Source organism: Variovorax paradoxus (assembly GCA_016806145.1).
GTDB lineage: Bacteria > Pseudomonadota > Gammaproteobacteria > Burkholderiales > Burkholderiaceae_C > Variovorax.
Genome location: CP063166.1, coordinates 2186824 through 2212944 on the forward strand (window position 1 = coordinate 2186824; position 26121 = coordinate 2212944).

Genomic DNA, 26121 nt, shown 5'->3' on the forward strand with positions numbered 1-26121 from the left:
GCCGCCGTCCCTACGATTCCGTAAGCCCAATGCCCGCACTCACGCTGGAGCGCCTCGAGAAGCGCTACCCCGGACACGTCGCCGCCTCCTCGGTCTCGCTGTCGGTCAACGACGGCGAATTCATCTCGCTGCTCGGCCCCTCGGGCTGCGGCAAGACCACGGTGCTGCGCATGGTGGCGGGCCTGATCGAGCCCACGGGCGGCCGCATCCTGATCGACGGCCGCGACGTCACCGCGCTGCCCACCAACAAGCGCAACATCGGCCTGGTGTTCCAGTCCTATGCGCTGTTCCCGCACATGAGCGTGGTCGAGAACGTCGCCTTCGGCCTGCGCCGCCAGGGCGTGCAGGGCGCGGAGCTTACGCGCCGCGTCGAGCAGGCGCTGGCCAGCGTGCGTCTCTCGGCGCTGGGCGACCGGCTGCCGCGCCAGCTCTCGGGCGGCCAGCAGCAGCGCGTGGCGGTGGCGCGCTCGATCGCGCCGCGCCCGAGCATCCTGCTGTTCGACGAGCCGCTGTCCAACCTCGATGCCGCGCTGCGCGACGAGATGCAGATCGAGCTCAAGCGGCTGCAGCGCGAGGTCGGCATCACCACGCTGTTCGTCACCCACGACCAGGGCGAGGCCATGTCGATGTCCGACCGGGTCTGCGTGCTGGCCCACGGGGTGGTGCAGCAGTTCGACACGCCCGAGGCCATCTACCACCGCCCGGCCACCGGCTTCGTCGCGAGCTTCATGGGGCGGCCCAACCGGCTCGGCGGCAAGCTCGCGCGCGCTGGCGGCGCCGCGGCCACGGTGCAGCTGCGCGACGGCCCGGTGCTCGCCGTGGCCCAGGCCGAGGGCATCGCCGATGGCGCCGCGGTCGACGTGGTCGTGCGCCAGGAGGACATCCGCTTCCTCGGCGCGCAGGACGTCTCCGACGCCGCGAACCTGCCGCGCTACGAGGCCCGCGTCGCGATGCGCTCCTTCGTCGGCTCACGCGTGCAGTACCTGCTGGCCCTCGGCGGCATCGAGCTGATCGCCGAGGCCGCCACCAACGGCCCGCATGCCGGCCTCGAGGTCGGCGCGCCGGTCGGCGTGGCGATCGATCCGCGCCACGTCTACGTGAACGCCGCGGCATGACATCGCGCCACACCGCCGGCGCCTTGCTGGCCTCGCCCCTGCTGCTGGTGCTGCTGCTGGCCTTCGTCGCGCCGGTGCTGCTGATGGTGCCGCTGAGCCTGCATCCCTACGTGCCCGGCAGCGGCATCGCCAGCGGCTGGACGCTGGCCAACTACACCAGCATCCTCACCGACGAGTACTACCGCGAGGTGGTGCTGCGCACGCTGGTGCTGGGCTTCGGCGTCACCGCGATCTGCCTCGTGCTCGGCTATCCGCTGGCCTACTACATCGCCAACGCGGGCCCGCGCATGCGGCTCGCGCTGACCATGCTCGTGATCTTCCCGATGCTGCTCAACCTCGTGGTGCGCTCCTTCGGCTGGATCGCGCTGCTGGCCAACCGCGGCCTCATCAACAACCTGCTGATCGACGTCGGCCTGATCGAGCGCCCGATCCGCATGATGTTCAACCTGTTCGGGCTGCTGGTCGGCATGTCGCACATCTTCCTGCCCTTCATGGTGCTGATGCTGGTGCCCGCGATCCAGGCGATCCCGAAGGACGTGCAGTCGGCCGCCTACACCCTGGCCGCGAGCCGGCTGCGCGTGTTCTGGTCGATCACGCTGCCGATGAGCGCGCCCGGCATCCTCTCGGGCTCGATCCTGGTGTTCGTGCTGACCATCAGCGCGCTGGTCACGCCGCGCATGCTCGGCGGCGCCACCTACAAGGTGATGGCCACCTTGATCTACGACGACTTCCTGCAGACGCTCGACTGGCCGGCCGGTGCCGCCATGTCCTTCGTGCTGACCGCGCTCACGCTGGCCGTGATCGCGCTGTCGAGCCGCCTGCTCAAGCGCTGGGGAGGCCAGGCATGAGCACCTCGACCGAAACGCAGCGCCAGGGCCTGGGTCTCGCCGCCACCGCGATCGCGGTGGTCGTGTTCCTGCAGATCCCGGTGCTGGTGGTGGTGCTCGCGGCCCTCAGCAAGACTGCCTACCTCACGATCCCGCCCAAGGGCCTGACCCTGCACTGGTTCGAGGTGGTGCTGCGCGATCCCGAATACCTCTCGGCCGCCTGGACCAGCCTCTGGCTCGCCACCGCCTCGACCGCCGCCGCGCTGGTGCTCGGCCTGATCGCCGCCTATGCGATCCACCGCCGCATGGTGCCGGGCGCGGCCGCGCTGACCTCGCTGTTCATGGCGCCGCTGGTGCTGCCCTCGGTGGTGCTCGGCGTGGCGCTGTTGCAGTACTACACGATGACCGGCCTGCGCGGCAACTCGCTGGGCCTGTGGCTCGCGCACGTGGTCATCACCGTGCCCTACGTGGTGCGCGCCAGCCTCGGCAGCCTGGCGGCGGTCGACGAGTCGCTGGAAGACGCGGCGCGCGTGCTCGGCGCCGATGGCTTCACGAGCTTCCGGCTGGTCACCCTGCCGCTGGTCAAGCCCGGCCTGGTGGCCGGCGGCCTGTTCGCCTTCATCACCTCGCTCGACAACGTGCCGGTGTCGGTGTTCCTGCTCTCGGCGAGCCAGACCACCCTGCCGGTGAAGATCTTCACCTCGGTGGAGCAGGGCGTCGACCCCAGCGTCGCCGCGGTCTCCACCCTGCTGATCGTGGCCACCGGCATCGTGCTGCTGCTGGCCGAACGCTGGACCGGCTTCCACAAGCACGTCTAGACCCTTCTTCCTCTTCTTCCCCAGGACTTCGCGATGCCCACCACGAGCAAAGGCTTCCCGCTCATGCTGACCTTCGACCTCGACGCCGAGACCATGTGGACCGGCCGCGATCCCGCGAACGCGCAGCGGCCGATCCTGATGTCGCAGGGCGCCTACGGCTGGAAGGTCGGCATGCCGCGCATCCTGAAGCTGCTGGAGCGCTACGGCATCCACTCGACCTTCTTCGTGCCGGGCGAGGTGGCCGAGAAGCATCCCGAGCTGATGCGCGAGGTGATCGACCGCGGCCACGAGGTGGCGCACCACAGCTACCGCCACCGCTGGATCGTCGGCCTCACGCCCGAGGAGGAGCGCGAGGAGATGGAGAAGGGCCTCGAGGTGCTGACCCGCCTGACCGGCAGCCGCCCGCGCGGCTGGCGTTCGCCCGCGGCCGAGTTCAGCGCCATCACGCTCGACCTCATCAAGGAGTACGGCTTCGACTACTCCTCGAACTTCTTCGACGACGACTCGCCCTACCTGCTCGAGATCGGCGGCCAGCGCACCGACATCGTCGAGCTGCCGTTCCGCTGGGTGCTCGACGACGCACCCTTCTTCCAGTACTCGATCACGCTGCCCGGCCGCACCCTGCAGGCGCCCTCGGCCGCGCTCGAGGCCTGGAAGAGCGAGTTCGACGTGCTGCATGCCGAGGACCGCATGATGATGGTCGGCATGCATCCGCAGATCATCGGCCAGCCCTCGCGGCTCAAGGTGCTCGAGGGCCTGATCGAGCATGCGCTCGCGCATTCCGACGTGTGGATCGACCGCTGCGACCGCATCTCCGACGACATGCGCCCGCGCCTGCGGGCCGCGGTGGCCGCATGAACGCCGCCGCCACCCCGGCGCCGCGCCACCTGATCGTGAGCGGCGGTGCCAGCGGCATCGGCCTCGCGGTCGCGCGCATGGCGGTGGCGCGCGGCGCGCGCGTGGCGCTGCTCGACCGCGACACCGCCGCGCTCGCCGACGCCGTGCGCCGGCTCGGCGAGGCGGCGCTGGCACTCGAATGCGACGTGAGCGACGCGCCGGCCGTGCGCACCGCGGTGGACCGCGCCGCGCAATGGCTGGGCGGCGTCGACGCGCTGGTCAACTCGGCCGGCATCGATGCGCTCAAATCGCTCGAGGCCACCAGCGACGAGGAATGGGCGCGCGTGCTGGCCGTCAACCTCACCGGGCCGATGCTGGTGTGCCGCGCCGCGCTGCCGCACCTGCGCGCGGCCGGGGGCGGCAGCATCGTCAACATCGCCTCGGGCGCCGGCCTGCGGCCGCTGCCCAACCGCACCGCCTATTGCGCGAGCAAGGCCGCGGTCATCATGTTCGGCAAATCGCTCGCCATCGAGACCGCGGCCGACGGCATCCGCGTCAACGCGGTCTGCCCGGGCGCGATCGACACGCCGCTGTTCCGCACCAGCTACGAGAACGCCGACGATCCCGAGCGCGCGCTGGCCGAGATCCGGGAACGCTATGCGCTCGGCCGCATCGCCGCGCCCGAGGAGGTGGCCGAGGCCGTGCTCTACCTCAGCGGCCCCGGCGCCAGCTACATCACCGGCACCGCGCTCGCCGTCGATGGCGGCCGCACCTTCCACTGAAAGGCCCGCGATGACGTTCGACAGGCGCGTGGCGGTGGTCACCGGGGGCGGGCAGGGCATCGGCGCCGCCGCGGTGATGGAGTTCCTGGGGCGCGGCGCGCGCGTCGCGGTGCTCGACCTCGATTGCGCGCCGCTCGACGCGCAACTGGCCGGCGACGGCGTCGCGCCCGGCCTGGCCTCGCGCTGCCTGCGCGTGAGCGGCGACTGCACCGACGCGGCGGTGGTCTCGGCTTTCTTCGACCGCGTGGAATCGGCCTTCGGCCCGGTCGACATCCTCTTCAACAACGTCGGCCAGAGCGCGCGCGAACGCGGCGCGCCCTTCGTCGAGTCGCGGGAGGAGGTCTGGCGCTTCGTGCTCGAGGTCTCGCTGCTCACGGCCATGCGCGCCTCGCGCCGCGTGGCGCCCGGCATGAAGGCACGCGGTTTCGGCCGGATCGTCAACATGAGCACCGACGCGGCCTTCGTCGGCGACGTGGGCCTGGCCGACTATGCGGCCGCCAAGATGGGCGTGGTGGGCTTCACGCGCTCGCTGGCGCGCGAGCTCGCGCCGCACGGCGTCACGGTCAATGCCGTGTGCCCCGGCGCGATCCGCACCCGCGCGCACGACCAGCTGAACCCCGAGGTGCTCGCGCGCATCGTGGCCGACACGCCCGCGGGCTTCATCGGCACGCCACGCGACGTGGCCACGGCCGTGGCCTTCCTGGCGGGCGACGACGCCCGCTTCATCACCGGCCAGACGCTGCTGATCGACGGCGGCCGCTGGATGCTCTGACTTCCGACTTCGAGGAACGACCATGGATCTGATGGACCACGGCGCCGTGGCGCTGGCCGCGCTGGTGCGGCGCAAGGAGGCCTCGCCGGTGGAGATCGTGCAGGCCGCGCTCGCGCGCATCGAGGCGCGCCGCGAGATCAACGCCTTCATCACCGTGACCGCCGACCAGGCACTGGGCGCCGCGCGCCGCGCCGAGGCCGCCGTGATGGCCGGCGAGCCGCTGGGCCCGCTGCATGGCATTCCCTATTCCGTGAAGGACCTGACGCTCACGGCCGGCGTGCGCACCACCATGGGCTCGGCGATCCACGAGGACTTCGTGCCCAAGGACGACGCGGTGGCCGTGGCACGCGCCAAGGCCGCGGGCGCGATCCTGATCGGCAAGACCCTCACGCCCGAGTTCGGCCACAAGCAGGTGCCGACGGCGCCGCTGTTCGGCCGCACGCTCAACCCCATCAACCCGGCCTACACCCCCGGCGCCTCGAGCAGCGGCGCCGCGGCCGCGGTGGCGGCCGGCATGGGACCGCTGGCGCTGGGCACCGACGGCGGCGGCTCGATCCGCATTCCCGCCGCCTGCTGCGGCATCGTCGGCCTCAAGGCCACGCTCGGCGTGGTGCCGCATCTGCAGGCGCCCGACCTCTATTCGGCCAACTCCTTCACCGGGCCGATGGCGCGCGACGTGGCCGACACCCGGCTGCTGTTCGAGGCCATCGCGGGCTTCGACGCGCGCGATCCCTGGGGCGCGGGCTGCGCGCCGCCGTGCCGTGTCGCGCCGGTCTCGCTGCGCGGCCTGCGCGTGGCCTGGCTGCCGAGCGCGGGCAACCGCGTCGATCCCGAGGTGGAGGCCATCGCGGGCGCGGCCGTGCAGGCGATGGCGCGCGAGGGCGCCAGCGTCGAGACCGTGCAGCTCGATTTCGTTTCGCTCGAGAAGCATTTCCTGGTCGTGCTGCAGTCGCTGCTGGCCGCGCGCGTGGGCGCCAACCTCGAGCGTTTCGGCAATCGGCTCGATGCCTCGCTGATCGACGCGGTGCAAAAGGGCCGCCGCCACACGGCCGTCGACCTGCACGAGGCCACCTTCGCCAAGACCCGCTGCTTCAACGAGCTGCAGGCGCTGTTCGAACGCTTCGACGTGCTGGTGTCGCCCACGCTGTCGGCGCCGCCGCTGCCCATCGACAAGGACGTGAGCGGCGAGATCGAGATCGCCGGCCGGCCCGCGGGCACGGTGCGCGGCGCCTGGTATCCCTACACCTACCCGATGAACCTCACGGGCCATCCCGCGCTGTCGATGCCCTGCGGTCGCAGCGCCATCGGCCTGCCGATCGGGCTGCAGCTCGTGGGCCGCTGGTACGACGACCACTATCTGCTCGATGTCGCAGCGCTGGTCGAGCAGGCGCTCGGTTGAGCGATCCCCTTTCTTCTTTCACCGCGAGGTCTTCCATGCCGTCCTTCCTCCGCCGATCCCTTGCCGTCGCGGCCTTCGCGGCCTGCGTCCTTCCGGCTGCCCAGGCCCAGTTGCCACCGGGCCTCGCGGGCGGCAACCTGCGCATCGTCGTGGGCTATGCCGCCGGCGGCGCGGCCGACACGGTCGCGCGCCTGTATGCCGAGCAGCTCAAGGACGCGGGCTTCGGCAGCATCGTGGTCGACAACAAGCCCGGCGCCTCGGCGCGCCTGGCCTGGGACACGGTGAAGAAGGCCAAGCCCGACGGCCTCACGCTCTACCTAGCGCCGTCGCCGCTGCTCACCATCCTGCCGCTGACCTACAAGACGCCGGGCTACGACGCCGACAAGGACCTGGTGCCGGTCGCGCTGCTGGTCGAGATTCCCACCGCGGTCGTCACCGGCGCCGGTCAGCCCTACAGCTCGATGAAACAGTACGTCGAATGGGCGAAGAAGAACCCGAGCAAGGCGACGCTGGGCCTCGCCACCATCGGCAGCTCGGGCCACCTGGGTGCCTTCGCGCTCGCCAAGGCACAGGGCTTCGAGCTCACGCCCGTGGCCTACCGCGGCGCCTCGCCGATGCTGATCGACGTGGTCGGTGGCGAGCTGTCGATGGGCTGGGATGCGGCCGCCAGCATGATGCCGCTCTACAAGGGCGGCAAGATCAAGTTCCTGGGCTTGAGCGGCGACAAGCGGCTGCCGGCCTTGCCCGACGTGCCCACGGCCAAGGAGCAGGGCTTCGGCGAGTTCGTCGCGGCCACGAGCTGGTATGCGGTCTATGCGCCTGCGGGCACGCCGGCCGCCGTGCTGTCGGCACTGGAGCGCGGCTTCCTCGCGGCGGCGGCCAAGCCCGAGCTCGCGCGCAGCCTCGAGGCGGCCGGGCTGGTCGCCCATGCCGAGGGCCGCGCCGAACTCGCGCAGCGGGCGCAGCGCGAGCGCAGGAACTGGGAGCCGATCGTCAAGGCGGCCGGCATCGTCATCGACGAATAGCACGCACGAAGGCTCGATGTCCATGTCCACGATCTCAGACGATTCGCTCTTCTTCACGCCCGCGACCGAGCTGGCCGGCCTGATCCGCGCGCGCCAGCTCTCGCCGGTCGAGCTGGTGACGGCGGTGCTCGCGCGCGCCGAGCGCCTGCAGCCCACGCTCAATTGCTTCATCACCCTGACGCCCGAGCGCGCCCTGGCCGAGGCCCGCCGCGCCGAGGACGCCATCGTGGCCGGCCGGCCGCTGGGCGCGCTGCACGGCCTTCCGTTCACCGTGAAGGACCTGGTCAACACCGAGGGCGTTGCGACCACCTTCGGCACCGTGATCCACCGCGCCAACGTGCCCGCCGAAGACGCCGTGAGCGTGGCGCGGCTGCGTGCCGAGGGCGCGATCCTGATCGGCAAGACCACCACGCCGGAGTTCGGCTCGGGCCCGCTGACCAACTCGCCGCTGTTCGGCAGCACGCGCAACCCGTGGAACCTCGCGCGCACCTGCGGCGGCTCGAGCGGCGGCGCGGCAGCCGCGGTCGCGGCCGGCATCGCGCCGCTCGCGGTCGCCACCGACGGTGGCGGCTCCACGCGCATCCCGGCCGCCTGCAACGGCGTGGTCGGCATCAAGCAGTCGGTCGGCGTGATCCCGCACAGCCAGGCGCAGGACCTCTACGGCAACCAGACCTACGTCACGCCGATGACCCGCACCGTGGGCGACACCGCGCTGATGCTGCAGGCGATGGCCGGGCCGTCGCCGGTCGATCCCTGGTCGATCGGCCTGCGTTCGCACGACTACGTGGCGGCCGCGGCGAATACCGGCGACCTGCGCGGCCGGCGCGTGCTGTGCTGCGCCGCGCCGCCGGGACGGCCGGTGTCGGCCGATGTGGCGCGCAACTTCGAGGCCGCGCTGCGCACGCTGAAGGACCTGGGCGCGCGCATCGAGCACTTCGACGGCGAAGGCTTCGAGGTCGAGCCGATCTGGCGCGCGATCAACCACACGGTGTGGCGCGCGCGCTTCGGCCCGCTGGTCGAGCGGCATCCCGACAGCTTCAGCGAGACCTTCCGGCGCCAGGTCGAGTCGGCGGCCGGCGTGAGCGGCGTCGAATACCAGGAGGCGATGTTCGCGCGCTCGCAGCTGTTCAAGCGCGTGCAGGCGCTGTTCGAGCGCGCCGACCTGCTCGCGATGCCCACGCTCACGCGCTCGGCGGTGGCGCTCGAGCAAGACCTGTTCGCGCCGCTCGACATCGATGGCCAGCCCTACGAGAACGTGCGCGCGCACTGGTATCCATGGACCATGCCGTTCAACATGACCGGCCATCCAGCGATCAGCCTGCCGAGCGGTTTCGGCGGCGACGGCATGCCGCTGGGCCTGCAACTCGTGGGCCGCTTCCAGGACGACGCGGCGCTGCTGGGCGCGTCGGCGGCCTTCGAGGCCGCCACGGGATACGCCGCGCGGCGGCCCGAACTTCCTTGAGGAGGGCCGCCGATATCATCGGCGCATGAAGCAACACACCCGCTGCAGCTGGGCCGAGGGCGATGCCCTGATGAGCGCCTACCACGACGCCGAATGGGGCGTGCCCGAGCGCGATCCGCGCATGCTCTGGGAGACGCTGATGCTCGAGGGCTTCCAGGCCGGCCTGGCCTGGATCACCGTGCTGCGCAAGCGCGACACCTTCCGCGAGGCCTTCGCGGGCTTCGATCCGAAGAAGGTCGCGCGCTTCGACGAGAAGGACATCGAGCGGCTGATGGGCAACCCCGGCATCATCCGCGCGCGCGCCAAGATCGAGGCCACCATCCGCGGCGCCCAGATCTACAACGAGATGGCGGCGCGCGGCGAGAGCTTCACCGACTTCTGCTGGTCCTTCACCGATGGCAAGGTCATCAAGAACGACGGCAAGACGCGCACCGTGTCGTCCGAGCTGTCCGAGCGCGTGTCGAAGGAGCTCAAGAAGCGCGGCTTCAAGTTCGTCGGCCCGACCATCGTCTATGCCTGGCTGCAGGCGGTGGGCATCGTCAACGACCACGACGCGGCCTGCTTCCGGCGCGCGCAGGTCGCCAAGGCGGGCTGAGCGGCTTTTCTCGTCGCCTCTATCGTCTCTTCCGACGATGCGGCACCCACCGGGCCGCGACAAGATCGTTCTCCACACAGACCAGGCCGCCCGCGGCCAAGGAGACGGACGATGCCGGGCCCATTGCAAGGATTGCGCGTGATCGAGATGGCCGGCCTCGGCCCCGGTCCCTTCTGCGCGATGCTGTTCGCCGACATGGGCGCCGAGGTGCTGCGCATCGAGCGGCCCGGCACGCCGCGCAACCCCCACGACATCCTCGCGCGCGGCCGCAGCCTGCTGCAGATCGACCTGCGCGCCGAGGGCGCGGCCGCCACCGTGCGCGACGCCATCGCGCGCGCCGACGTGCTGATCGAGGGCTTCCGCCCCGGCGTGATGGAGCGCCTGAGCCTCGGTCCGGCCGACTGCCTCGCGCTCAACCCGCGCCTGGTCTACGGCCGCATGACCGGCTGGGGCCAGCATGGCCCGCTCGCGCAGGCGGCCGGCCACGACATCAACTACATCGCGCTGAGCGGCGCGCTGCACGCGGTCGGCCGCGCGGGCGAGCCGCCGGTGCCGCCGCTCAACTACGTCGGCGACTTCGGCGGCGGCGCCATGTTCCTGGCCTTCGGCATCCTCGCGGCGCTGCACGAGGCCAAGGCCTCGGGCCAGGGCCAGGTGGTCGATGCCGCCATGACCGACGGCGCGGCGCTGCTGTCGGCCATGATGTACGGCTTCAAGGCGGCCGGCCAGTGGAGCAACCAGCGCGGCGAGAACATGCTCGACGGCGGCGCGCCCTTCTACGACACCTATGCCTGCGCCGACGGAAAGTACGTGGCCATCGGCGCCATCGAGCCGCAGTTCTATGCGCTGCTGCGCGAGCGCTGCGGCATCGCCGACGACCCGGTGTTCGACGCCCAGATGGACACCGCGCGCTGGCCGCTGCTCAAGCTGCGCATGGCCGACCTGTTCCGCACCCGCACGCGCGACGAATGGTGCGCGCTGCTCGAGGGCAGCGATGCCTGCTTCGCGCCGGTGCTCGACTGGGACGAGGCGCCCGCGCATCCGCACAACGTGGCGCGCGGCACCTTCGTCGAGGTCGACGGCATGGTGCAGCCCGCGCCCGCGCCGCGCTTCAGCCGCAGCGCGCCCAGCGCGCCTTCGGCCGCGCCGCGCGAGGAGGGCGCGGCGCTGCTGCGGCGCTGGGGCGTGGGCGAGGCTGCCGCGCCGTCGCTGCGCGCGGCCTGAGCGCCGCCCGCGCACGCATCGGCAAGACGCAGGAGGGCCCATGTACCTGACCCAGTCGCTTCACAAGGGTCGCCGCGAGAAGGGCGAGGCCACCGCCATCGTCAGCGGCGCGCACCGCCTCGGCTTCGGCGAATTCGTCGACCGCGTCGCGCGGCTCGGTGCCGCGCTGCGGCAGCTCGGCATGGGGCGCGGCGACCGCGTGGGCATGATGAGCCTCAACTCGCACCGCTTCGTCGAATACTTCTTCGGCACCTGGTGGGGCGGCGGCGTCGTCAACCCCGTCAACATCCGCTGGAACCCGAAGGAGGTCGCCTACTCGCTCGACGACTGCGACACCCGCATCCTGCTGGTGGACGACCTGTTCGCGCCGCTGGTCGGCGAGTTGCGCCGGCTCTCCACGTCGCTGCGCACCGTGGTCTATTGCGGCGAGCGCGAGGTGCCCGAGGGCATGGTCGGCTACGAGGCGCTGATGGCCGGCACCGCGGCCATCGACGACGCGCCGCACACCGGCGACGAGCTCGCGGCCGTGATGTACACCGGCGGCACCACCGGCCGGCCCAAGGGCGTGATGCTGAGCCATGGCAGCCTCTGCATCGATGCGCTGGCCACCGTCGCGGCCCTGCCGCGCGATGGGCACGAGGCGGTCTCGATCGTCGCCGCGCCGATGTTCCACGTCGCCGGCTGCGGCATCGCGATCCAGAACCTGCTGCGGCTGGTGCCCATGCACGTGGTGCCGATGTTCGACGAGCTGGCGGTGCTCGACACCCTGCAGCAGGCGCGCGTCACCGAGATGTTCCTGGTGCCGACCATGATCAAGCGCGTGATCGAGCATCCGCGCTTCGGCGAGTTCGACCTGTCGCGGCTGAAGCTGCTGTTCTACGGCGCCGCGCCCATCGACGCCGCGCTGCTCGACCAGGCCATGCGCGCGCTGCCGGCCACCGCCTTCGCGCAGGTCTACGGCATGACCGAGCTGTCGCCCGTGGTCACGGCGCTGCCGCCGCGCTGCCATCTGCCGGGCCCCGACCGCGAGCGCCTGTTGCGTTCGGCCGGCACGCCGATCGCCATCGCCGAGGTGCGCATCGTCGACGGCGAGGACCGCGAGCTGCCCGCGGGCCAGGTCGGCGAGATCGTCGCGCGCGGGCCGATGGTGATGCAGGGCTACTGGAACAAGCCGGCCGAGACCAAGGCCGCGCTGCGCGGCGGCTGGATGCACACCGGCGACGGCGGCTACATGGATACGCAGGGCTTCGTCTTCGTGGTCGACCGCATGAAGGACATGATCGTGAGCGGCGGCGAGAACGTCTACTCGGCCGAGGTCGAGAATGCCATCGCGCAGCTGCCGCAGGTGCTGATGTCGGCCGTGATCGGGGTGCCCGACGATAAGTGGGGCGAACGCGTGCATGCCGTGATCGTGCGGCGCGAGGGCATGGCGCTCGAGGCCGAGGCCGTGATCGCACACTGCCGCGCGCAGATCGCGAGCTACAAGTGCCCGCGCAGCGTGGAGTTCCGCGATGCGCTGCCGCTGTCGGCCGCGGGCAAGCTGCAGAAATTCCAGCTGCGCGATCCGTACTGGGCCGGCAAGCAGCGCCGCGTGGGTTGAAGCCACGCACAGAACATCAACGAAGAGACGAACGAGGACACGCCGAACATGACGATCGATTTCCGCCGCTCCTGGAGCGATGAGGACCTGGAGCGCTACCGCGACACCGTGGTGCGCTTCATCGAGACCGAGATGGTTCCGAACGACGAGGAGGCGCGCAAGCGCGGCCACGTCGGCCACGAGATCTGGCGCAAGGCCGGCGCGCTCGGCCTGCTGTGCGCCGACATCCCGGACGAGTACGGCGGCGCCGGCGGCGACTTCCGCCACGAGGCCGTGTTCTACGAGGAGGCCGCGCGCCGCGGCCTCAGCGGCATGGCGACCTCGGTGCACAGCATCGTTGCGCACTACTTCCTCAACCACGGCACCGAGGCGCAGAAGCAGCACTACCTGCCGCGCATGGCGCGCGGCGAACTGGTCGGCGCGGTGGCCATGACCGAGCCCGGCGCCGGCTCCGACCTGCAGGGCGTGCGCACGCGCGCCGAGAAGAAGGACGGCGGCTACGTCATCAACGGTTCCAAGACCTTCATCACCAATGGCTTCCTCGCCGGCGTGGTGCTGGTGGTCGCCAAGACCGATCCCGCGCAGGCCGCCAAGGGCACCTCGATCCTGATCGTCGAGACCGAGGGCTGCGAGGGTTTCCGCGTCGGCCGCGTGCTCGACAAGATCGGCATGAAGGCGCAGGACACCTCCGAGCTCTTCTTCGACGACGTGCGCGTGGCGGCCGATGCCGTGCTCGGCGGCGTCGAGGGGCAGGGCTTCTTCCAGCTCATGGGCGACCTGCCCTACGAGCGCACCATCATCGGCGTCAGCGCGCTCGCCACCATGGAGGGCGCCTACCAGGCCACGCTCGACTACGTGCGCGACCGCAAGGCCTTCGGCAAGCCCATCGCCGAGTTCCAGAACACCAAGTTCAAGCTCGCCGAGATCGCGACCCAGATCAAGGTCGGTCGCGCGTTCATCGACCGCTGCGTCGAGGAGCTCGTCGCCGGCACGCTCGACACCGCCACCGCCTCCATGGCCAAGCTCTGGGGCTCGGAGGCGCAGGGCCGGGTGGTCGACGAATGCCTGCAGCTGTTCGGTGGCTATGGCTTCATGAACGAGTACGTGGTGGCGCGCATGTATGCGGATGCGCGGGTGCAGCGGATCTACGGCGGGACCAACGAGATCATGAAGGAGGTGATCTCGCGGGCGTTGTGAGCGGGCCCTAGCGGATCACTCCCAGCCGCCGCGCGATCGCCACCGCCTGCGTCCTGCTCTTCGCATCGAGCTTCATGTTGATGTTGCGCAGGTGCGTGCGCACCGTGCTGTCCGACACGAACAGCTTCTCGGCCATCGCGCCGTTCGAATAGCCCTCGGCCAGCAGCTGCAGCACGCGGATCTCCTTGCGCGTCAGCGGCTCGCAGGCCGCCAGGGCGTCGGTGCCCGCGGCCTCGGCGCTCTCCGCCTCGCCGCCATCGGGCAGCACGACCGGCCCGGCCGCCTGCAGCAGCCGCTGCACGTACTCGCCGAGGATCGGGTCGCTGCTGCCGCGCGCGGTGGCGCTGTCTTGCAGCGCGTTCGCGAAGCGCTGCACCAGCAGCGCGGCGGCCGGGCCCTCGTCGAGGATCAGGCGCATGTAGCCCTCGTGGCTCGCGGTCTGCAGCACCTCGGCGGCTTCGGCGATGGCCTCGGCGATGCTGCCCGCGCGCTGCAGCGCCAGGGCGCGCAGCAGCCGCAGCTTGAGCACGCGCCGCAGCCGCGCGGCGGCGAGGGCCGCATGCAGCTCGGCGTCGATGGTGTCGAGGGCCGCGCGCGCGTCGCCGAACGCGATCTCCCAGCGCGCGCGGGCCAGGGTCAGGTAGTCGAGGTCGTGCGCGGGCAGGCGCTGGATCTTCTCGCGCGCCCACAGGGCCGGGTCGTCGGCGCGCGCGAGTTCGTCGTGCGCGGCGGGACCGTTGCCCTGCAGCAGCAGCATGCGCGAGCGCTCGAGCTTGGCGCCGGCCACCACGCGCGGCAGCTGGCGCTGGTGGCCCAGGTACTCGAGCTCGGTCAGGGCCTGGAACGCGGCATCGATGTCGCCGGCATGGAAGGCGATGCGCGAGCGCATCGCGTGGCTCAGGATCATGTGGTCGGGCAGGCCCACGTCGCGCGCCAGCGGCAGGTAGACGTTGAGCAGGTGCTCGGCCTGCAGCAGCTGGTTCGACTCGTAGACCGAGCCCGCGTAGAGCACGCCGGCCCAGGCGTTGCCGTGGCTGTGGTTGTACGAGACCGCATGCGTCGAGTCGACCGCCATGCGAAAGCGCGCGGTGGCCTGGCGCAGCCGGCCCTCGTGCAGGTCGAACAGGCCGGCCAGCGACTCGGTGTACATGCGGTTGAAGGTGCTGCTGCCCTGCTGGCGCCGCGCGGCGTCGAGCAGGCGCTGCGCCTCGTGCTGGTCGCCGCGCACCGCGAGGATGTGCGCCATCGCGTTGAGCAGCACGCTGTCGGCGAAGGGCAGGCCGGTGGGCAGCCGCGCCAGGCTCAGGCGGCCGGCCTCGTAGGCCTCGTCGTGCCGGTCCTGCATCGCCAGCAGCAGCGGGATCAGCGTCTGCGCGCTCGCGCGCACCGCGGGCGTGGGGCTGTCGAGGCAGCCCGAGCTCTCGAGCTGCTGCATCGCCTGCCAGGGGCCGTGCGTGAAGCAGGTGGCCCACAGCGCGATCGGCTGCAGCGCGGGATGCTCGCGCAGCTGGTGCTCGGGAATGGCCGAGAACCAGCGCGCGAGCATGCGCATGCGGCCCTGCTCGAGGAAGCGGCCGGCATAGCTGTCGAGCAGGGTCAGCGCATGCGGATGGTCGCCGCCCTCGATCGCATGGTCGATCGCGGGCACCGGCCGCTGGCGCGATTCGTACCAGCCCGAGGCCGCCAGGTGCAGCCGCGCGATCTCGCCGGGCATCTCGCGCGCGAGCCGCGCGCGCAGGAAATCGGCGAACAGGCTGTGGTAGCGCCAGGCGCCGTCGCCGTCCGCGGCGCCGCTCACGGGCGTCAGGAACAGGTTCGCCGCGGCCAGTTGCTCGAGGATGGCCGCGCTGTCGGCGCGCGGGTTGAGCGCCTGGCACACCGAGGCATCGAGCTGGCGCAGGATGCTGGTGCGCAGCAGGAATTCGCGCACCTCGGCGGGCTGCTGCGCGAGCACGTCCTCGGCCAGGTAGTCGGCCACCGCGCGGTCGGAGCCCGAGAAGCGCTCGATGAAGCCGCTTGCGCTGCCATGGCGCTCGAGCGCCATCGAGGCCAGCCAGAGCGCGGCGATCCAGCCCTCGGTCTTGCGGTGCAGCTGCGCGAGCAGTTCGTGCGGCAGCGCCGGTGCCGCGGCGTCGCCGGCGTGCGGGCGCAGGCCGAAGAAGGCGCCGGTCTCCTCGAGGCTGAAGCGCAGCCGGTCGGTGTCGATCTCCTCGAGCTGGCCGCGCGCGCGCAGCCGGCCCACGCCGAGGTCGGGCAGGCCGCGCGAGCCGATCACCAGCTTGCCGCCGCGCGGCAGGTGCTCGACGATCTCGCGCACCAGTCCGATCACCGCGGGTTCCTGCACCACCTCGAAGTCGTCGAGGAACAGCACGAAGGGCGCGTCGTGCGCGGCCAGCGCGGCCACCGCGTCGAAGGGCGTGTGGGCGCGCGGCTCCTCCACGCCGAGGCGCTGCACGGCCTCGCCGAGGCCGGCGAGGAAGCGCGAGACGTCGTTGTCGGCGCGGTCCAGCGTGATCCAGGCGGTGGCGGTGCCGCGCGCCTCGATGCGCTCGCGGCTTTGCGCCATCGCGGTGGTCTTGCCGAAGCCCGCGGGCGCGCGCACCAGCACCAGCTTGACCGCGCTGGCCGCGATGCGTTCGGAGATCGCGTCGCGCAGCACCTGCGTGGCGGCGAAGGCCGGCGGGCTGAGCTTGGTCTCGAGGATGCGGGCGGAAGGAGCGGACGACATCGCGAACGGCGGAGTGGGGCGCGGGCCGTGCGGTCGCCGCGGGGGAAAGCGGATACCGTCGGTTCCGACGATGCCCGCGTCGATTCTGCTTCCTAAACTGGCCGGCGCCAAACCATCCAGCAAGGACCTCCGAAGATGCAACTCGATTCCCGCATTGCCGCCGTCGTCACCGGCGGCGCCTCCGGCCTCGGCGCGGCCACCGCGCGGCGCCTGGCCGGGCATGGCGTGAAGGTCGCGCTGTTCGATCTCAACGCGGCGCAGGGCGAGGCGCTCGCGGCCGAGATCGGCGGCGTGTTCTGCCAGGTCGATGTCACCTCCGAGACGCAGGTCGACGCGGCCTTCTTCCGGGCGCGCGCCGCGCACGGCCAGGAGCGCGTGCTCGTCAACTGCGCGGGCACCGGCAACGCGGTGAAGACCGCGAGCCGCGACAAGGCCACGGGCGAGATCAAGCACTTTCCGCTCGCCAACTTCGACCGCATCATCCAGATCAACCTGGTGGGCACCTTCCGCTGCATCGCCAAGTCGGCCGCCGGCATGCTCGCGCTCGACATGCTCGAGGACGGCGAGCGCGGCGCCATCGTCAACACCGCCTCGGTGGCCGCGCAGGACGGCCAGATGGGGCAGGCCGCCTACACCGCCTCGAAGGCCGGCATCGTCGGCATGACCCTGCCGATCGCGCGCGACCTCATGAGCGAGGGCATCCGCGTCAACACCATCCTGCCGGGCATCTTCGACACGCCGCTGCTGCAGGGCGCGCCCGACAACGTGAAGGCCGCGCTGGCGGCCTCGGTGCCGTTCCCGAAGCGGCTGGGCAACCCGGCCGAGTACGCGGCGCTGGCCGAGCTGATGATCACCAACGGCTACTTCAACGGCGAGAGCGTGCGGCTCGACGGCGCGATCCGCATGGCGCCGCGCTGAGGCCGCGCGGCTTCACGCTTCCTCGGCCGGCTCCTCGGCCCCGCCCTGGCGGTCGTCCACCTTCTGCATGTTGTCGAGGATCTTCAGCAGGTAGTGCAGGGTGTGGGTCACGTCGTTGACCGAGAAGCCCTCGAGCACCTGCTCGTAGTAGGCGTAGATCTTCGGCTGCGCCTCGACCACCCACACATGCTGTCCCGACTCGCTCATCGTCACCAGGCGTGAGCGCCGGTCGCGCCCGTCGGGCGCGGTCTTCACATGGCCGTCGCGCTCCATGCGGCTCAGCAGGCCCGAGAGGTTCTGCCGGCTCACCTTCAGGTAGCGCGCCAGGTCGCCCACGCTCATCCCCCCCTTCGCCTCGTCGCGCGACAACGCGCCGAGCACCGCCCATTGCTGCGTGGTCAGGCCTTCGTTCTCGACCGCGCGGGTGCCTGTTTTATGCAACATGTTGGCACATTGGTAGAGGCGAAAGAAAACCCTGTTGGCCAGCGCCATGCGGGCGGAAGCGTCATTTTCATTAGGGGAAACCATAGATATCTTCGTGAACTGGGTTGCACGGCGAAGCTATGCCAACGCATAATACGTCAACATCTTTACCTAAATGCCGATTGGAAGCCGGCGCGACCGGCCAACGATAGCAAGCCCGCGGATCCAAGGAGAACCTGATGCAACGATTCGAAGACAAGACAGTGGTCGTCACCGGCGGCGGTGGCGGCATCGGCGGCGCGACCTGCCGCCGTTTCGCGCGCGAAGGCGCGCGGGTGGCGGTGCTCGACCTGAACCCCGGCGCCGCCAAAACGGTCGCCGCGCGCATCGAGGCCGAGGGCGGCCGCGCGCTCGCGCTGCGCTGCGACATCACCGAGCGCGCGAGCGTCGATGCCGCGGTGGCCGCGGTGCTCGAGCGCTTCGGCGCGATCGACGTGCTGGTCAACAACGCGGGCTGGGACGTGTTCCGGCCCTTCACGAAGACCGAGCCCGCGCAGTGGGAGAAGCTGATCGCCATCAACCTCACGGGCGCGCTGCACATGCACCACGCGGTGCTGCCGGGCATGGCGGCGCGGAAGGCGGGCCGCATCGTCAACATCGCTTCTGACGCGGCGCGCGTGGGCTCCTCGGGCGAGGCCGTGTACGCGGCCTGCAAGGGCGGGCTGGTCGCGTTCACCAAGACCATCGCGCGCGAGCATGCGCGCCACGGCATCACCGCGAACGTGGTGTGCCCGGGCCCGACCGACACCGCGCTGTTCGCCGACTACAAGGAAGGCGCGGGCAATCCGGAGAAGCTGATGGAGGCCTTCACGCGCTCCATCCCGCTGGGCCGCATCGGCCAGCCCGACGACCTGCCGGGCGCGATCCTGTTCTTCGCGAGCGACGACGCGGCCTTCGTCACCGGCCAGGTGCTCAGCGTCTCGGGCGGCCTGACGATGAACGGCTGACCCCGGCCCATACGGATTCCCAAGGAGCAAGACATGCAGTTCGAAGACATCCTCTACGACGTGCGCAACCGCGTGGCGTGGATCACCATCAATCGGCCCGAGAAGATGAATGCCTTCCGCGGCCAGACCTGCGACGAGATCATCCGCGCGCTCAACCGCGCGGGCTACGACCGCGAGATCGGCGCCATCGTGCTGGCCGGTGCCGGCGAGAAGGCCTTCTGCACCGGCGGCGACCAGTCGGCGCACGACGGCAACTACGACGGCCGCGGCACCATCGGCCTGCCGATGGAGGAGCTGCACGATGCGATCCGCAACGTGCCCAAGCCCGTGATCGCGCGCGTGCAGGGCTTCGCCATCGGCGGCGGCAACGTGCTGTGCACCATTTGTGACCTGACCATCGCCTCCGAGAAGGCCGTCTTCGGCCAGGTCGGCCCGAAGATGGGCTCGGTCGACCCGGGCTACGGCACCGCCTTCCTGGCGCGCGTGGTCGGCGAGAAGAAGGCGCGCGAGATCTGGTATCTGAACCGCCGCTACAGCGGCGCCGAGGCCGTGGCCATGGGCCTGGCCAACGCGGTGGTGCCGCACGAGCAGCTCGATGCCGAGGTGCAGCGGTGGGCCGAGGAGATCTGCGAGCGCAGCCCCACGGCGATCGCGATCGCCAAGCGCAGCTTCAACGCCGACACCGCGCACCAGGCCGGCATCGCGGGCATGGGCATGTACGCGCTCAAGCTCTACTACGACACCGAGGAGTCGCGCGAGGGCGTGAAGGCGCTGCAGGAACGGCGCAAGCCCGAGTTCCGCAAGTACGCGAAGTAGCCGCGCAGCGAAGAACACCGCGATGAACCCCTACATCGACGACGACCTCGCCGCGCTGGCCGAGCATGCGCGCCGCTTCGCCACCGGCCGCGTGGCGCCGGGCTTCCTCGAGCGCGACGCCACGCGCGTGCTCGACCGCGCGCTGATGCGCGAGATGGGCGAGATGGGTTTCATCGCGCCCGAGCTCGCGGAGGAACACGGCGGCCAGGGCATGGGCTGCCTCGCTGCCGGCGTGATCCACGAGGAGATCGCGCGCGCCGACCTGAGCCTGAGCTACATCAACCTGCTGGCCTCGCTCAACGGCCAGATCCTGGCCGAGCACGGCCGCCCCGAGGTGGCGGGGCCGTGGCTCCAGAAGCTCACGCGCGGCGAAGCGCTGTTCGCGATCGCGCTGACCGAGCCGCGCGGCGGTTCGGACGCGGCCAACCTGCGGCTGCGCGTGGAGCGCGCGGGCGACCACTACGTGATCAATGGCGAGAAGACCTCGATCTCGGCGGCCGACCAGGCCGACGCGGTGGTGGTGTTCGGCCGCACCGGCCCGGTGGAGTCGGGCGCGCACGGCGTGACCGCGCTGCTGGTGCCCGCCGACGCGCCCGGCCTCACGCGCAACCGCTTCGACTGCCACGGCCAGCGCGCCATCGGCCGCGGCTCGCTGTTCTTCGAGAACGTGCGCGTGCCGCTCGACCACCGCCTGGGCGAGGAGAACCAGGGCTTCGTGCAGGTGATGCAGGGCTTCGACTTCTCGCGCGCGCTGATCGGCCTGCAGGTGCTGGCGGTGGCGCGCGTGGCGCTCGAGGAGACCTGGGACCACGTGGCGCAGCGCGAGGCCTTCGGCAAGCCGCTGTCGGCCTTCCAGGGCGTGTCGCATCCGCTCGCCGACTTCGACACCCAGGTCGAGGCCGCGCGCCTGCTGTGCCTGCAGACGCTGTGGCTCAAGGACCGCGGCGCGCCGCACACGGCCGAGGCCGCCATGTGCAAGTGGTGGGCACCGAAGCTGGCCTACGACGCGATCCACCAGTGCCTGCTGATGTTCGGCCATGGCGGCTACGACCGCGGGCCGATGGAGCAGCGGCTGCGCGACGTGCTGGGCTTCCAGATCGGCGACGGCACGGCCCAGATCATGAAGACCATCGTGGCGCGCACGCGCGCCGGGCGCTCGGCCGTGCCGGCCTGAGCCTGGTCTTGCCCCGGTTTCGCACGACAACGAGGAGACACGACATCATGGAATTCGACGCCGTACTGCTGCCGCCGCGCCGCGCGCGCATGATCGCCGAGGGCCTGTGGCACGACCGCACCATCAACGACGCGCTCGATGCCTGCATCGCGGCCACGCCCGACAAGTTGGCGCTGAGCGCGATGCGCATCGAGGACGGTTCCATCCAGCGCTTCAGCTACCGCGAGCTCGACCGCATGGCCGACCGCATCGCGGTGGGCCTGTCGCGCCTGGGCGTGGGGCGCGACGACGTGGTGGCCTGCCAGCTGCCCAACTGGTGGCAGTTCACGCTGACCTACCTGGCCTGCTCGCGCATCGGCGCGGTGATCAATCCGCTGATGCACATCTTCCGCGAACGCGAGCTCTCGTTCATGCTGAAGCACGGCGCGGCCAAGGTGATGATCGCGCCGGCGCGCTTCCGCGGCTTCGACTTCGAGGCCATGGTCACGGGCCTGCAGCCCGCGCTGCCCGCGCTGCGGCAGGTGGTGATCGTGGGCGGCGCGGGGCCGAACAGCTTCGACGCCTTGCTCTCGGGACCGGCCTGGGAAGAGGCGCCCGATGCCGCGGAGATCCTCTCGCGCGGCCGGCCCGGGCCCGACGACATCATGCAGCTGATCTACACCTCGGGCACCACCGGCGAGCCCAAGGGCGTGATGCACTCGGCCAACACCACCATGGCCAACATCGTGCCCTATGCGCAGCGCCTGGGCCTGGGCGCGGACGACGTGGTGCTGATGGCCTCGCCGATGGCGCACCAGACCGGCTTCATGTATGGCCTCATGATGCCGATCATGCTCGGCGCCTCGGCCGTGCTGCAGGACCTCTGGGACCCGAAGCAGGCCATCGCCGCGATCAACGCCGAGCGCGCGAGCTTCACGATGGCTTCCACGCCCTTCCTCTCGGACCTCGCGAAGACGGTGGCCGAGACCGGCACCGAGGTGCCGTCGCTCGAGGTCTTCCTCTGCGCGGGCGCGCCGATTCCGGGCGCGCTGGTGGAGCAGGCGCGGCGCGCGCTCGGCGCCAAGATCGTCTCGGCCTGGGGCATGAGCGAGAACGGCGCGGTCACGCTGACACGGCTGGACGACGACGACGAGCGTTCGATCCAGACCGACGGCTGCCCGCTGCCCGGCGTGGAGATCCAGGTGGTCGACGTCGACGGCCAGCGCCTGCCTCCGGGCGAGGTCGGCCGGCTGCTGCTGCGCGCCTGCTCCAACTTCGGCGGCTACCTGAAGCGCCCGCAGCTCAACGGCACCGATGCCGACGACTGGTTCGACACCGGCGACCTCGCGCGCATCGACGAGCGCGGCTATGTGCGCATCGCGGGCCGCACCAAGGACGTGATCATCCGCGGCGGCGAGAACATCCCGGTGGTCGAGATCGAGTCGCTGCTCTACCGCCACCCGGGCATCGCGATGGCCGCGATCGTGGCCTATCCCGACGAGCGCCTGGGCGAGCGCGCCTGCGCGGTGGTGGTGCCGCGGCCCGGCTGCCGGGTCGACCTGCCGTCGATCTCGGACTTCCTCAAGGCGCAGAAGGTGGCGCTGCAGTACATCCCCGAGCGGCTGGTGCTGCGCGAGACCATGCCCTCGACGCCCTCGGGAAAGATCCAGAAATTCAGGTTGCGCGAGCTGTTGCGCGCGGACGAGGCGGGCGCGGTGGGCTGAGCCCGGCGCGGACCCGAGAACGACAGCACCCTTCAAAACACAACGGAGACAAGACATGGCCATTTCGTTCCTGGCCCCGGCGCGCCTGCGCCGGGCCTTCGTCGCGCTCGGCTGCCTCGCGCTCGCGGGCGCCGCCTTCGCGCAGTCGCCCGCGGCCTGGCCCAGCAAGCCGATCCGCGTGGTCGTGGGCTTCGCGCCCGGCGGCAGCACCGACGTGATGGCGCGCATCCTTGCGCAGTCGCTGACCGAGTCGCTGGGCCAGACCGTGCTGATCGACAACAAGCCCGGCGCCAGCGGCAACATCTCGGCCGCCGAGGTGGTGCGCGCCGCACCCGACGGCCACACCTTCCTGATCGCGCCGACCTCGGTCGAGACCGCGAACCCGTCGCTGTTCAAGTCGACCCTGCTGCCCTCGCGCGACCTGTCGCCGGTGGCGACCGTGGGCCGCACGCAGATGTACCTGGTGGCCAAGCCGCAGATGAACGCGAAGGACGCGCGCGAGCTGGTCGCGCTCGCGCGCGCCAAGCCCGGCACCTTCTCGTACGCCTCGGCCGGCACCGGCACGCCGCCGCACCTGGCCTGCGAGCTGTTCAAGCAGGCCACCGAGGTCTCGGCCACCCACGTGCCGTACCGCGGCGCCGCGCCCGCGCTGCAGGACGTGCTCTCGGGCCAGGCCGACTTCGTCTGCGATCCGGGCATCGCCTTCCCGCACATCCGCACCGGCAAGGCCAAGCTGCTGGGCATCGTGAGCGCCAAGCGCTCGCCGTTCTTCCCCGAGGTGCCGACCATCGGCGAGCAGGGCTTCCCGGGCGCCGACCTCGACATCTGGTTCGGCATGTGGGCGCCCAACGGCACGCCGCCCGAGGTGCTGGCGCGCATGAGCCGCGAGATCGGCAAGGCGCTCGCGCAGCCCGCGCTGAAGTCGCGCTATGCCGACCTGGGCGCGGAACCGGTGGCGATGGACACGCCCGAGTTCCGCAAGCTGCTGGCCGAGGAGGGCGCGGTGCTGTCCGCGCTGATCGCCCGGCAGAAGATCGTGGTCGACTGAACGGGAGCCGCCCCGCATGCAGCCGGAAGCACCGATCCTCGTGCGCACCGAGGGCCGCGTCGGCGTCGTGACGCTGAACCGCCCGCGGCAGATGAATGCGCTCAACGACGCGCTGATGGACGCGCTCGGTGCCGCGCTGCTGGCCTTCGATGCCGATCCCGGCATCGGGGCCATCGTGCTGACGGGCGACGAGCGCGCCTTCGCGGCCGGCGCCGACATCGCGGCGATGGCCGAATGGGACCATGCCGAGGTGGTCGCGCGGGAGTTCATCACGCGCAACTGGGAAACCATCCGCCGCGTGCGCAAGCCCGTGATCGCCGCGGTGGCCGGCTTCGCCTATGGCGGCGGCTGCGAGCTCGCGCTGGCCTGCGACATCGTGCTGGCGGCCGAGTCGGCGCGCTTCGCGCTGCCCGAGGTCAGGCTCGCGATGCTGCCGGGCGCGGGCGGCACGCAGCGGCTGCCGCGCGCCATCGGCAAGGCCAAGGCGATGGAGATGTGCCTGGGCGCGCGCGTGCTCGATGCGCACGAGGCCGACCGCTACGGCCTGGTGTCGCGCGTCGTGCCCTCCGCCTCGCTGCTCGACGAGGCGCTGGCGCTGGCCGCGCGCATCGCCGGCTTCTCGCTGCCGGCGCTGGTCGCGATCAAGGAGTCGGTCAACCGCGCCTGGGAGTCCTCGCTGTCCGAGGGCATCCTGTTCGAGCGCCGGCAGCTGCATGCGCGCTTCGCGACCGAGGATGCGCGCGAGGGCATGCGGGCCTTTCTCGCCAAGCGCGAACCGGTGTTCCGCCACCGCTGAGCCGCGCCCAAAATCGTCCGATCCGACGACGCCCGCCGTATCCTGGGGGCCAACAATTCCCAGAGTCCCATCGAAGCCCCAGGAGAACCCATGCCCGAAGCCTATATCGTCGCCGCCGCCCGCACCGCCGGAGGCCGCCGCAACGGCCGCCTGGCCGGCTGGCATCCCGCCGACCTCGCCGCCCAGGTGCTCGACGCGCTGGTCGCGCGCACCGACGTCGATCCCGCCGCCATCGAGGACGTCATCATGGGCTGCGTCGGCCAGGCCGGCGAGCAGGCCTCGAACATCGCGCGCAACGCGGTGCTGGCCTCGCGCCTGCCCGAGTCGGTGCCGGCGACCTCGGTCGACCGCCAGTGCGGTTCGTCACAGCAGGCGCTGCACTTCGCGGCCCAGGCCGTGATGTCGGGCAGCATGGACGTGGCGATCGCGGCCGGCGTCGAGAGCATGACGCGCGTGCCCATGGGCCTGCCGACCACCTTGCCGCTGAAGAACGGGCTGGGCTTCTACGTCAGCCCCGGCATGCAGAAACGCTATCCCGGCGTCGAGTTCAGCCAGTTCACGGGTGCCGAGATGATCGCCGCCAACTACGGCATCGCGCGCGCCGAGCTCGATGCCTATGCGCTGCGCAGCCACCAGCTCGCGGCCGCGGCCACGCGCGCCGGCCATTTCGAGCGCGAGATCGTGCCGGTGGCGGTGCGGCTGGCCGACGGCGGCGAGCCCGGCGAGATGCATGTGGCCGACGAAGGCATCCGCGGCGACGCGACGCTCGAGAGCATCGGCGCGGTCAAGCTGATCGCCGAGGGCGGGCGCGTGACGGCCGCCACCGCGAGCCAGATCTGCGACGGCGCCAGCGGCGTGATGGTGGTCAACGAGCGCGGGCTCAAGACCCTCGGGCTGAAGCCGCTCGCGCGCATCCACCACATGAGCGTGATGGGCCACGACCCGGTGATCATGCTCGAGGCACCGATCCCGGCCACGCAGCGCGCGTTGCAGAAGGCCGGCATGAAGATCTCCGACATCGACCTGTTCGAGGTCAACGAGGCCTTCGCGCCGGTGCCGCTGGCCTGGCTGCAGGTGACGGGCGCCGATCCAGAGCGGCTCAACGTCCACGGCGGCGCCATCGCGCTCGGCCATCCGCTGGGCGCCTCGGGCACCAAGCTCATGACCACGCTGGTGCATGCACTGGGCCAGCGCGGCAAGCGCTACGGGCTGCAGACCATGTGCGAGGGCGGCGGCATGGCGAACGTGACGATCGTCGAGCGACTCTGAACGCGGGGCGCTTCAGCCCAGTCCGTTCCAGTCGCAGCGCAGGCGGTGGCGCTGGCCCGCGAGGGTCAGCGTGCCGCGCTCGTCGGCGATGCGCAGCGTTGCGGTGCGAGACGGCCGGTCGACGCTGGTGCCGCTCGCCTGCACGGTGCGGCGTGTGTAGTCGATGGACCGGCGCCGCGGCGTGAATCGTTCGGACGAAAGCTCGCCGTGCTGCTCGCGCGCGACGATCAGCGCCGTCAGTTCGCCCGTCGACAGGCTGAACTGCACCTCGACCGCGTAAGGCCGTCCTTCGCAGGACAGGCTGCCGTTGGCGAAGGCCGGCGCGGCGCAGGCCAGCCAGGCGGCCGCGCAGAGGATCGAGGCACGCGGCCTCGCGATGGTCGGCTTCCGCATTTCAGGCAGACAGACAGGGCAACTGCATCGGCCCGATGTGGCGCGCGTGCGGGTCGGTGATCTGGGCGATGAGCATGGACATGGGGCGGGCATCCGGTGGTTGCGCATCATCACGCAGATTCCGTTCCCACGGTGCGCCCTCAATCGTCCGTTCCGACGATGCCGCCCTGGCGCGCTGCTGCCACGATGCGGC

24 protein-coding genes are annotated in these 26121 nt (G+C 71.2%); 21 read left to right on the forward strand and 3 right to left on the reverse strand.

The annotated features are described in order from the left end of the window. Window positions 1-29: 29 nt before the first annotated feature. The 13 genes from INQ48_09950 (at window position 30) to INQ48_10010 (ending at window position 13653) form a co-directional block, all read left to right on the forward strand. Window positions 30-1115 carry an ABC transporter ATP-binding protein gene (locus INQ48_09950; GenBank protein ID QRF59514.1) on the forward strand — a complete coding sequence of 362 codons (1086 nt, stop codon included), beginning with the start codon at window positions 30-32 and terminating at the stop codon, window positions 1113-1115. Next, window positions 1112-1963, forward strand: coding sequence for an ABC transporter permease (locus INQ48_09955; GenBank protein QRF59515.1), 852 nt, complete (start codon window positions 1112-1114; stop codon window positions 1961-1963). Before INQ48_09950 ends, INQ48_09955 begins: the two co-directional genes overlap by 4 nt. Continuing rightward, window positions 1960-2760, forward strand: a complete 801-nt coding sequence (locus INQ48_09960; GenBank protein ID QRF59516.1) for an ABC transporter permease — start codon at window positions 1960-1962, stop codon at window positions 2758-2760. Before INQ48_09955 ends, INQ48_09960 begins: the two co-directional genes overlap by 4 nt. A 33-nt stretch (window positions 2761-2793) precedes the next feature. After that, window positions 2794-3618 (forward strand): polysaccharide deacetylase, encoded by an 825-nt coding sequence (locus INQ48_09965; protein ID QRF59517.1) that lies wholly within the window; start codon window positions 2794-2796, stop codon window positions 3616-3618. Further along, window positions 3615-4379: an SDR family oxidoreductase gene (locus INQ48_09970; GenBank protein ID QRF59518.1), complete on the forward strand. Its 765-nt coding sequence runs from the start codon at window positions 3615-3617 to the stop codon at window positions 4377-4379. The genes INQ48_09965 and INQ48_09970 overlap by 4 nt, the downstream gene beginning before the upstream one ends. Window positions 4380-4389: 10 nt before the next feature. Next, window positions 4390-5151: an SDR family oxidoreductase gene (locus INQ48_09975; protein ID QRF59519.1), complete on the forward strand. Its 762-nt coding sequence runs from the start codon at window positions 4390-4392 to the stop codon at window positions 5149-5151. A 22-nt stretch (window positions 5152-5173) separates the two neighbouring features. After that, a complete protein-coding gene (locus tag INQ48_09980; GenBank protein QRF59520.1) occupies window positions 5174-6550 on the forward strand; it encodes an amidase in 1377 nt (458 codons plus the stop codon). 35 nt (window positions 6551-6585) lie between these two features. Further along, window positions 6586-7575, forward strand: coding sequence for a tripartite tricarboxylate transporter substrate binding protein (locus INQ48_09985; protein QRF59521.1), 990 nt, complete (start codon window positions 6586-6588; stop codon window positions 7573-7575). A gap of 22 nt (window positions 7576-7597) precedes the next feature. Next, complete coding sequence (locus INQ48_09990; protein ID QRF59522.1) at window positions 7598-9037, forward strand: amidase; 1440 nt, start codon at window positions 7598-7600, stop codon at window positions 9035-9037. Between the two features lie 25 nt (window positions 9038-9062). Then, window positions 9063-9632 carry a DNA-3-methyladenine glycosylase I gene (locus INQ48_09995; GenBank protein QRF59523.1) on the forward strand — a complete coding sequence of 190 codons (570 nt, stop codon included), beginning with the start codon at window positions 9063-9065 and terminating at the stop codon, window positions 9630-9632. A 111-nt stretch (window positions 9633-9743) separates the two neighbouring features. Beyond that, window positions 9744-10856: a CoA transferase gene (locus INQ48_10000; protein ID QRF59524.1), complete on the forward strand. Its 1113-nt coding sequence runs from the start codon at window positions 9744-9746 to the stop codon at window positions 10854-10856. A 40-nt stretch (window positions 10857-10896) separates the two neighbouring features. Continuing rightward, complete coding sequence (locus tag INQ48_10005) at window positions 10897-12456, forward strand: long-chain-fatty-acid--CoA ligase (protein ID QRF59525.1); 1560 nt, start codon at window positions 10897-10899, stop codon at window positions 12454-12456. A gap of 48 nt (window positions 12457-12504) precedes the next feature. Beyond that, a complete protein-coding gene (locus INQ48_10010) occupies window positions 12505-13653 on the forward strand; it encodes an acyl-CoA dehydrogenase family protein (GenBank protein ID QRF59526.1) in 1149 nt (382 codons plus the stop codon). A gap of 7 nt (window positions 13654-13660) precedes the next feature. Here INQ48_10010 and INQ48_10015 read toward each other — a convergent pair whose 3' ends face one another. Further along, entirely contained in the window at window positions 13661-16381 is a 2721-nt protein-coding gene (locus INQ48_10015; protein QRF59527.1) for a helix-turn-helix transcriptional regulator, read from the reverse strand. A 135-nt stretch (window positions 16382-16516) separates the two neighbouring features. Between INQ48_10015 and INQ48_10020 the strand changes: the two genes are divergently transcribed. Then, window positions 16517-17299, forward strand: a complete 783-nt coding sequence (locus INQ48_10020; GenBank protein QRF59528.1) for an SDR family NAD(P)-dependent oxidoreductase — start codon at window positions 16517-16519, stop codon at window positions 17297-17299. Window positions 17300-17311: 12 nt separating this feature from the next. Here INQ48_10020 and INQ48_10025 read toward each other — a convergent pair whose 3' ends face one another. Next, window positions 17312-17827 (reverse strand): MarR family transcriptional regulator, encoded by a 516-nt coding sequence (locus INQ48_10025; protein QRF59529.1) that lies wholly within the window; start codon window positions 17825-17827, stop codon window positions 17312-17314. Between the two features lie 134 nt (window positions 17828-17961). On the opposite strand from INQ48_10025, the gene badH reads away from it, so the two are divergent. From badH to INQ48_10060, 7 genes are all read left to right on the forward strand, one after another. Continuing rightward, on the forward strand, window positions 17962-18729 hold the full coding sequence (badH, locus tag INQ48_10030) for a 2-hydroxycyclohexanecarboxyl-CoA dehydrogenase (GenBank protein QRF59530.1): 768 nt from the start codon (window positions 17962-17964) through the stop codon (window positions 18727-18729). A 33-nt stretch (window positions 18730-18762) separates the two neighbouring features. Continuing rightward, window positions 18763-19545: a 2-ketocyclohexanecarboxyl-CoA hydrolase gene (gene badI, locus INQ48_10035; protein ID QRF59531.1), complete on the forward strand. Its 783-nt coding sequence runs from the start codon at window positions 18763-18765 to the stop codon at window positions 19543-19545. A gap of 22 nt (window positions 19546-19567) precedes the next feature. Beyond that, on the forward strand, window positions 19568-20719 hold the full coding sequence (gene aliB, locus INQ48_10040; protein QRF59532.1) for a cyclohexanecarboxyl-CoA dehydrogenase: 1152 nt from the start codon (window positions 19568-19570) through the stop codon (window positions 20717-20719). Between the two features lie 47 nt (window positions 20720-20766). Further along, on the forward strand, window positions 20767-22422 hold the full coding sequence (gene aliA, locus INQ48_10045) for a cyclohexanecarboxylate-CoA ligase (protein ID QRF59533.1): 1656 nt from the start codon (window positions 20767-20769) through the stop codon (window positions 22420-22422). Between the two features lie 55 nt (window positions 22423-22477). Further along, a complete protein-coding gene (locus INQ48_10050; GenBank protein ID QRF59534.1) occupies window positions 22478-23470 on the forward strand; it encodes a tripartite tricarboxylate transporter substrate binding protein in 993 nt (330 codons plus the stop codon). A 16-nt stretch (window positions 23471-23486) separates the two neighbouring features. Beyond that, entirely contained in the window at window positions 23487-24266 is a 780-nt protein-coding gene (locus INQ48_10055; protein QRF59535.1) for an enoyl-CoA hydratase, read from the forward strand. Window positions 24267-24356: 90 nt separating this feature from the next. After that, window positions 24357-25535: an acetyl-CoA C-acetyltransferase gene (locus INQ48_10060; GenBank protein ID QRF59536.1), complete on the forward strand. Its 1179-nt coding sequence runs from the start codon at window positions 24357-24359 to the stop codon at window positions 25533-25535. 12 nt (window positions 25536-25547) lie between these two features. Here the strand turns inward: INQ48_10060 and INQ48_10065 are convergent, their stop codons facing one another. Continuing rightward, the gene (locus INQ48_10065; protein QRF59537.1) at window positions 25548-25928 is read right to left on the reverse strand and encodes a hypothetical protein; all 381 of its coding nucleotides are present in this window, start codon (window positions 25926-25928) and stop codon (window positions 25548-25550) included. Window positions 25929-26121 lie beyond the last annotated feature (193 nt).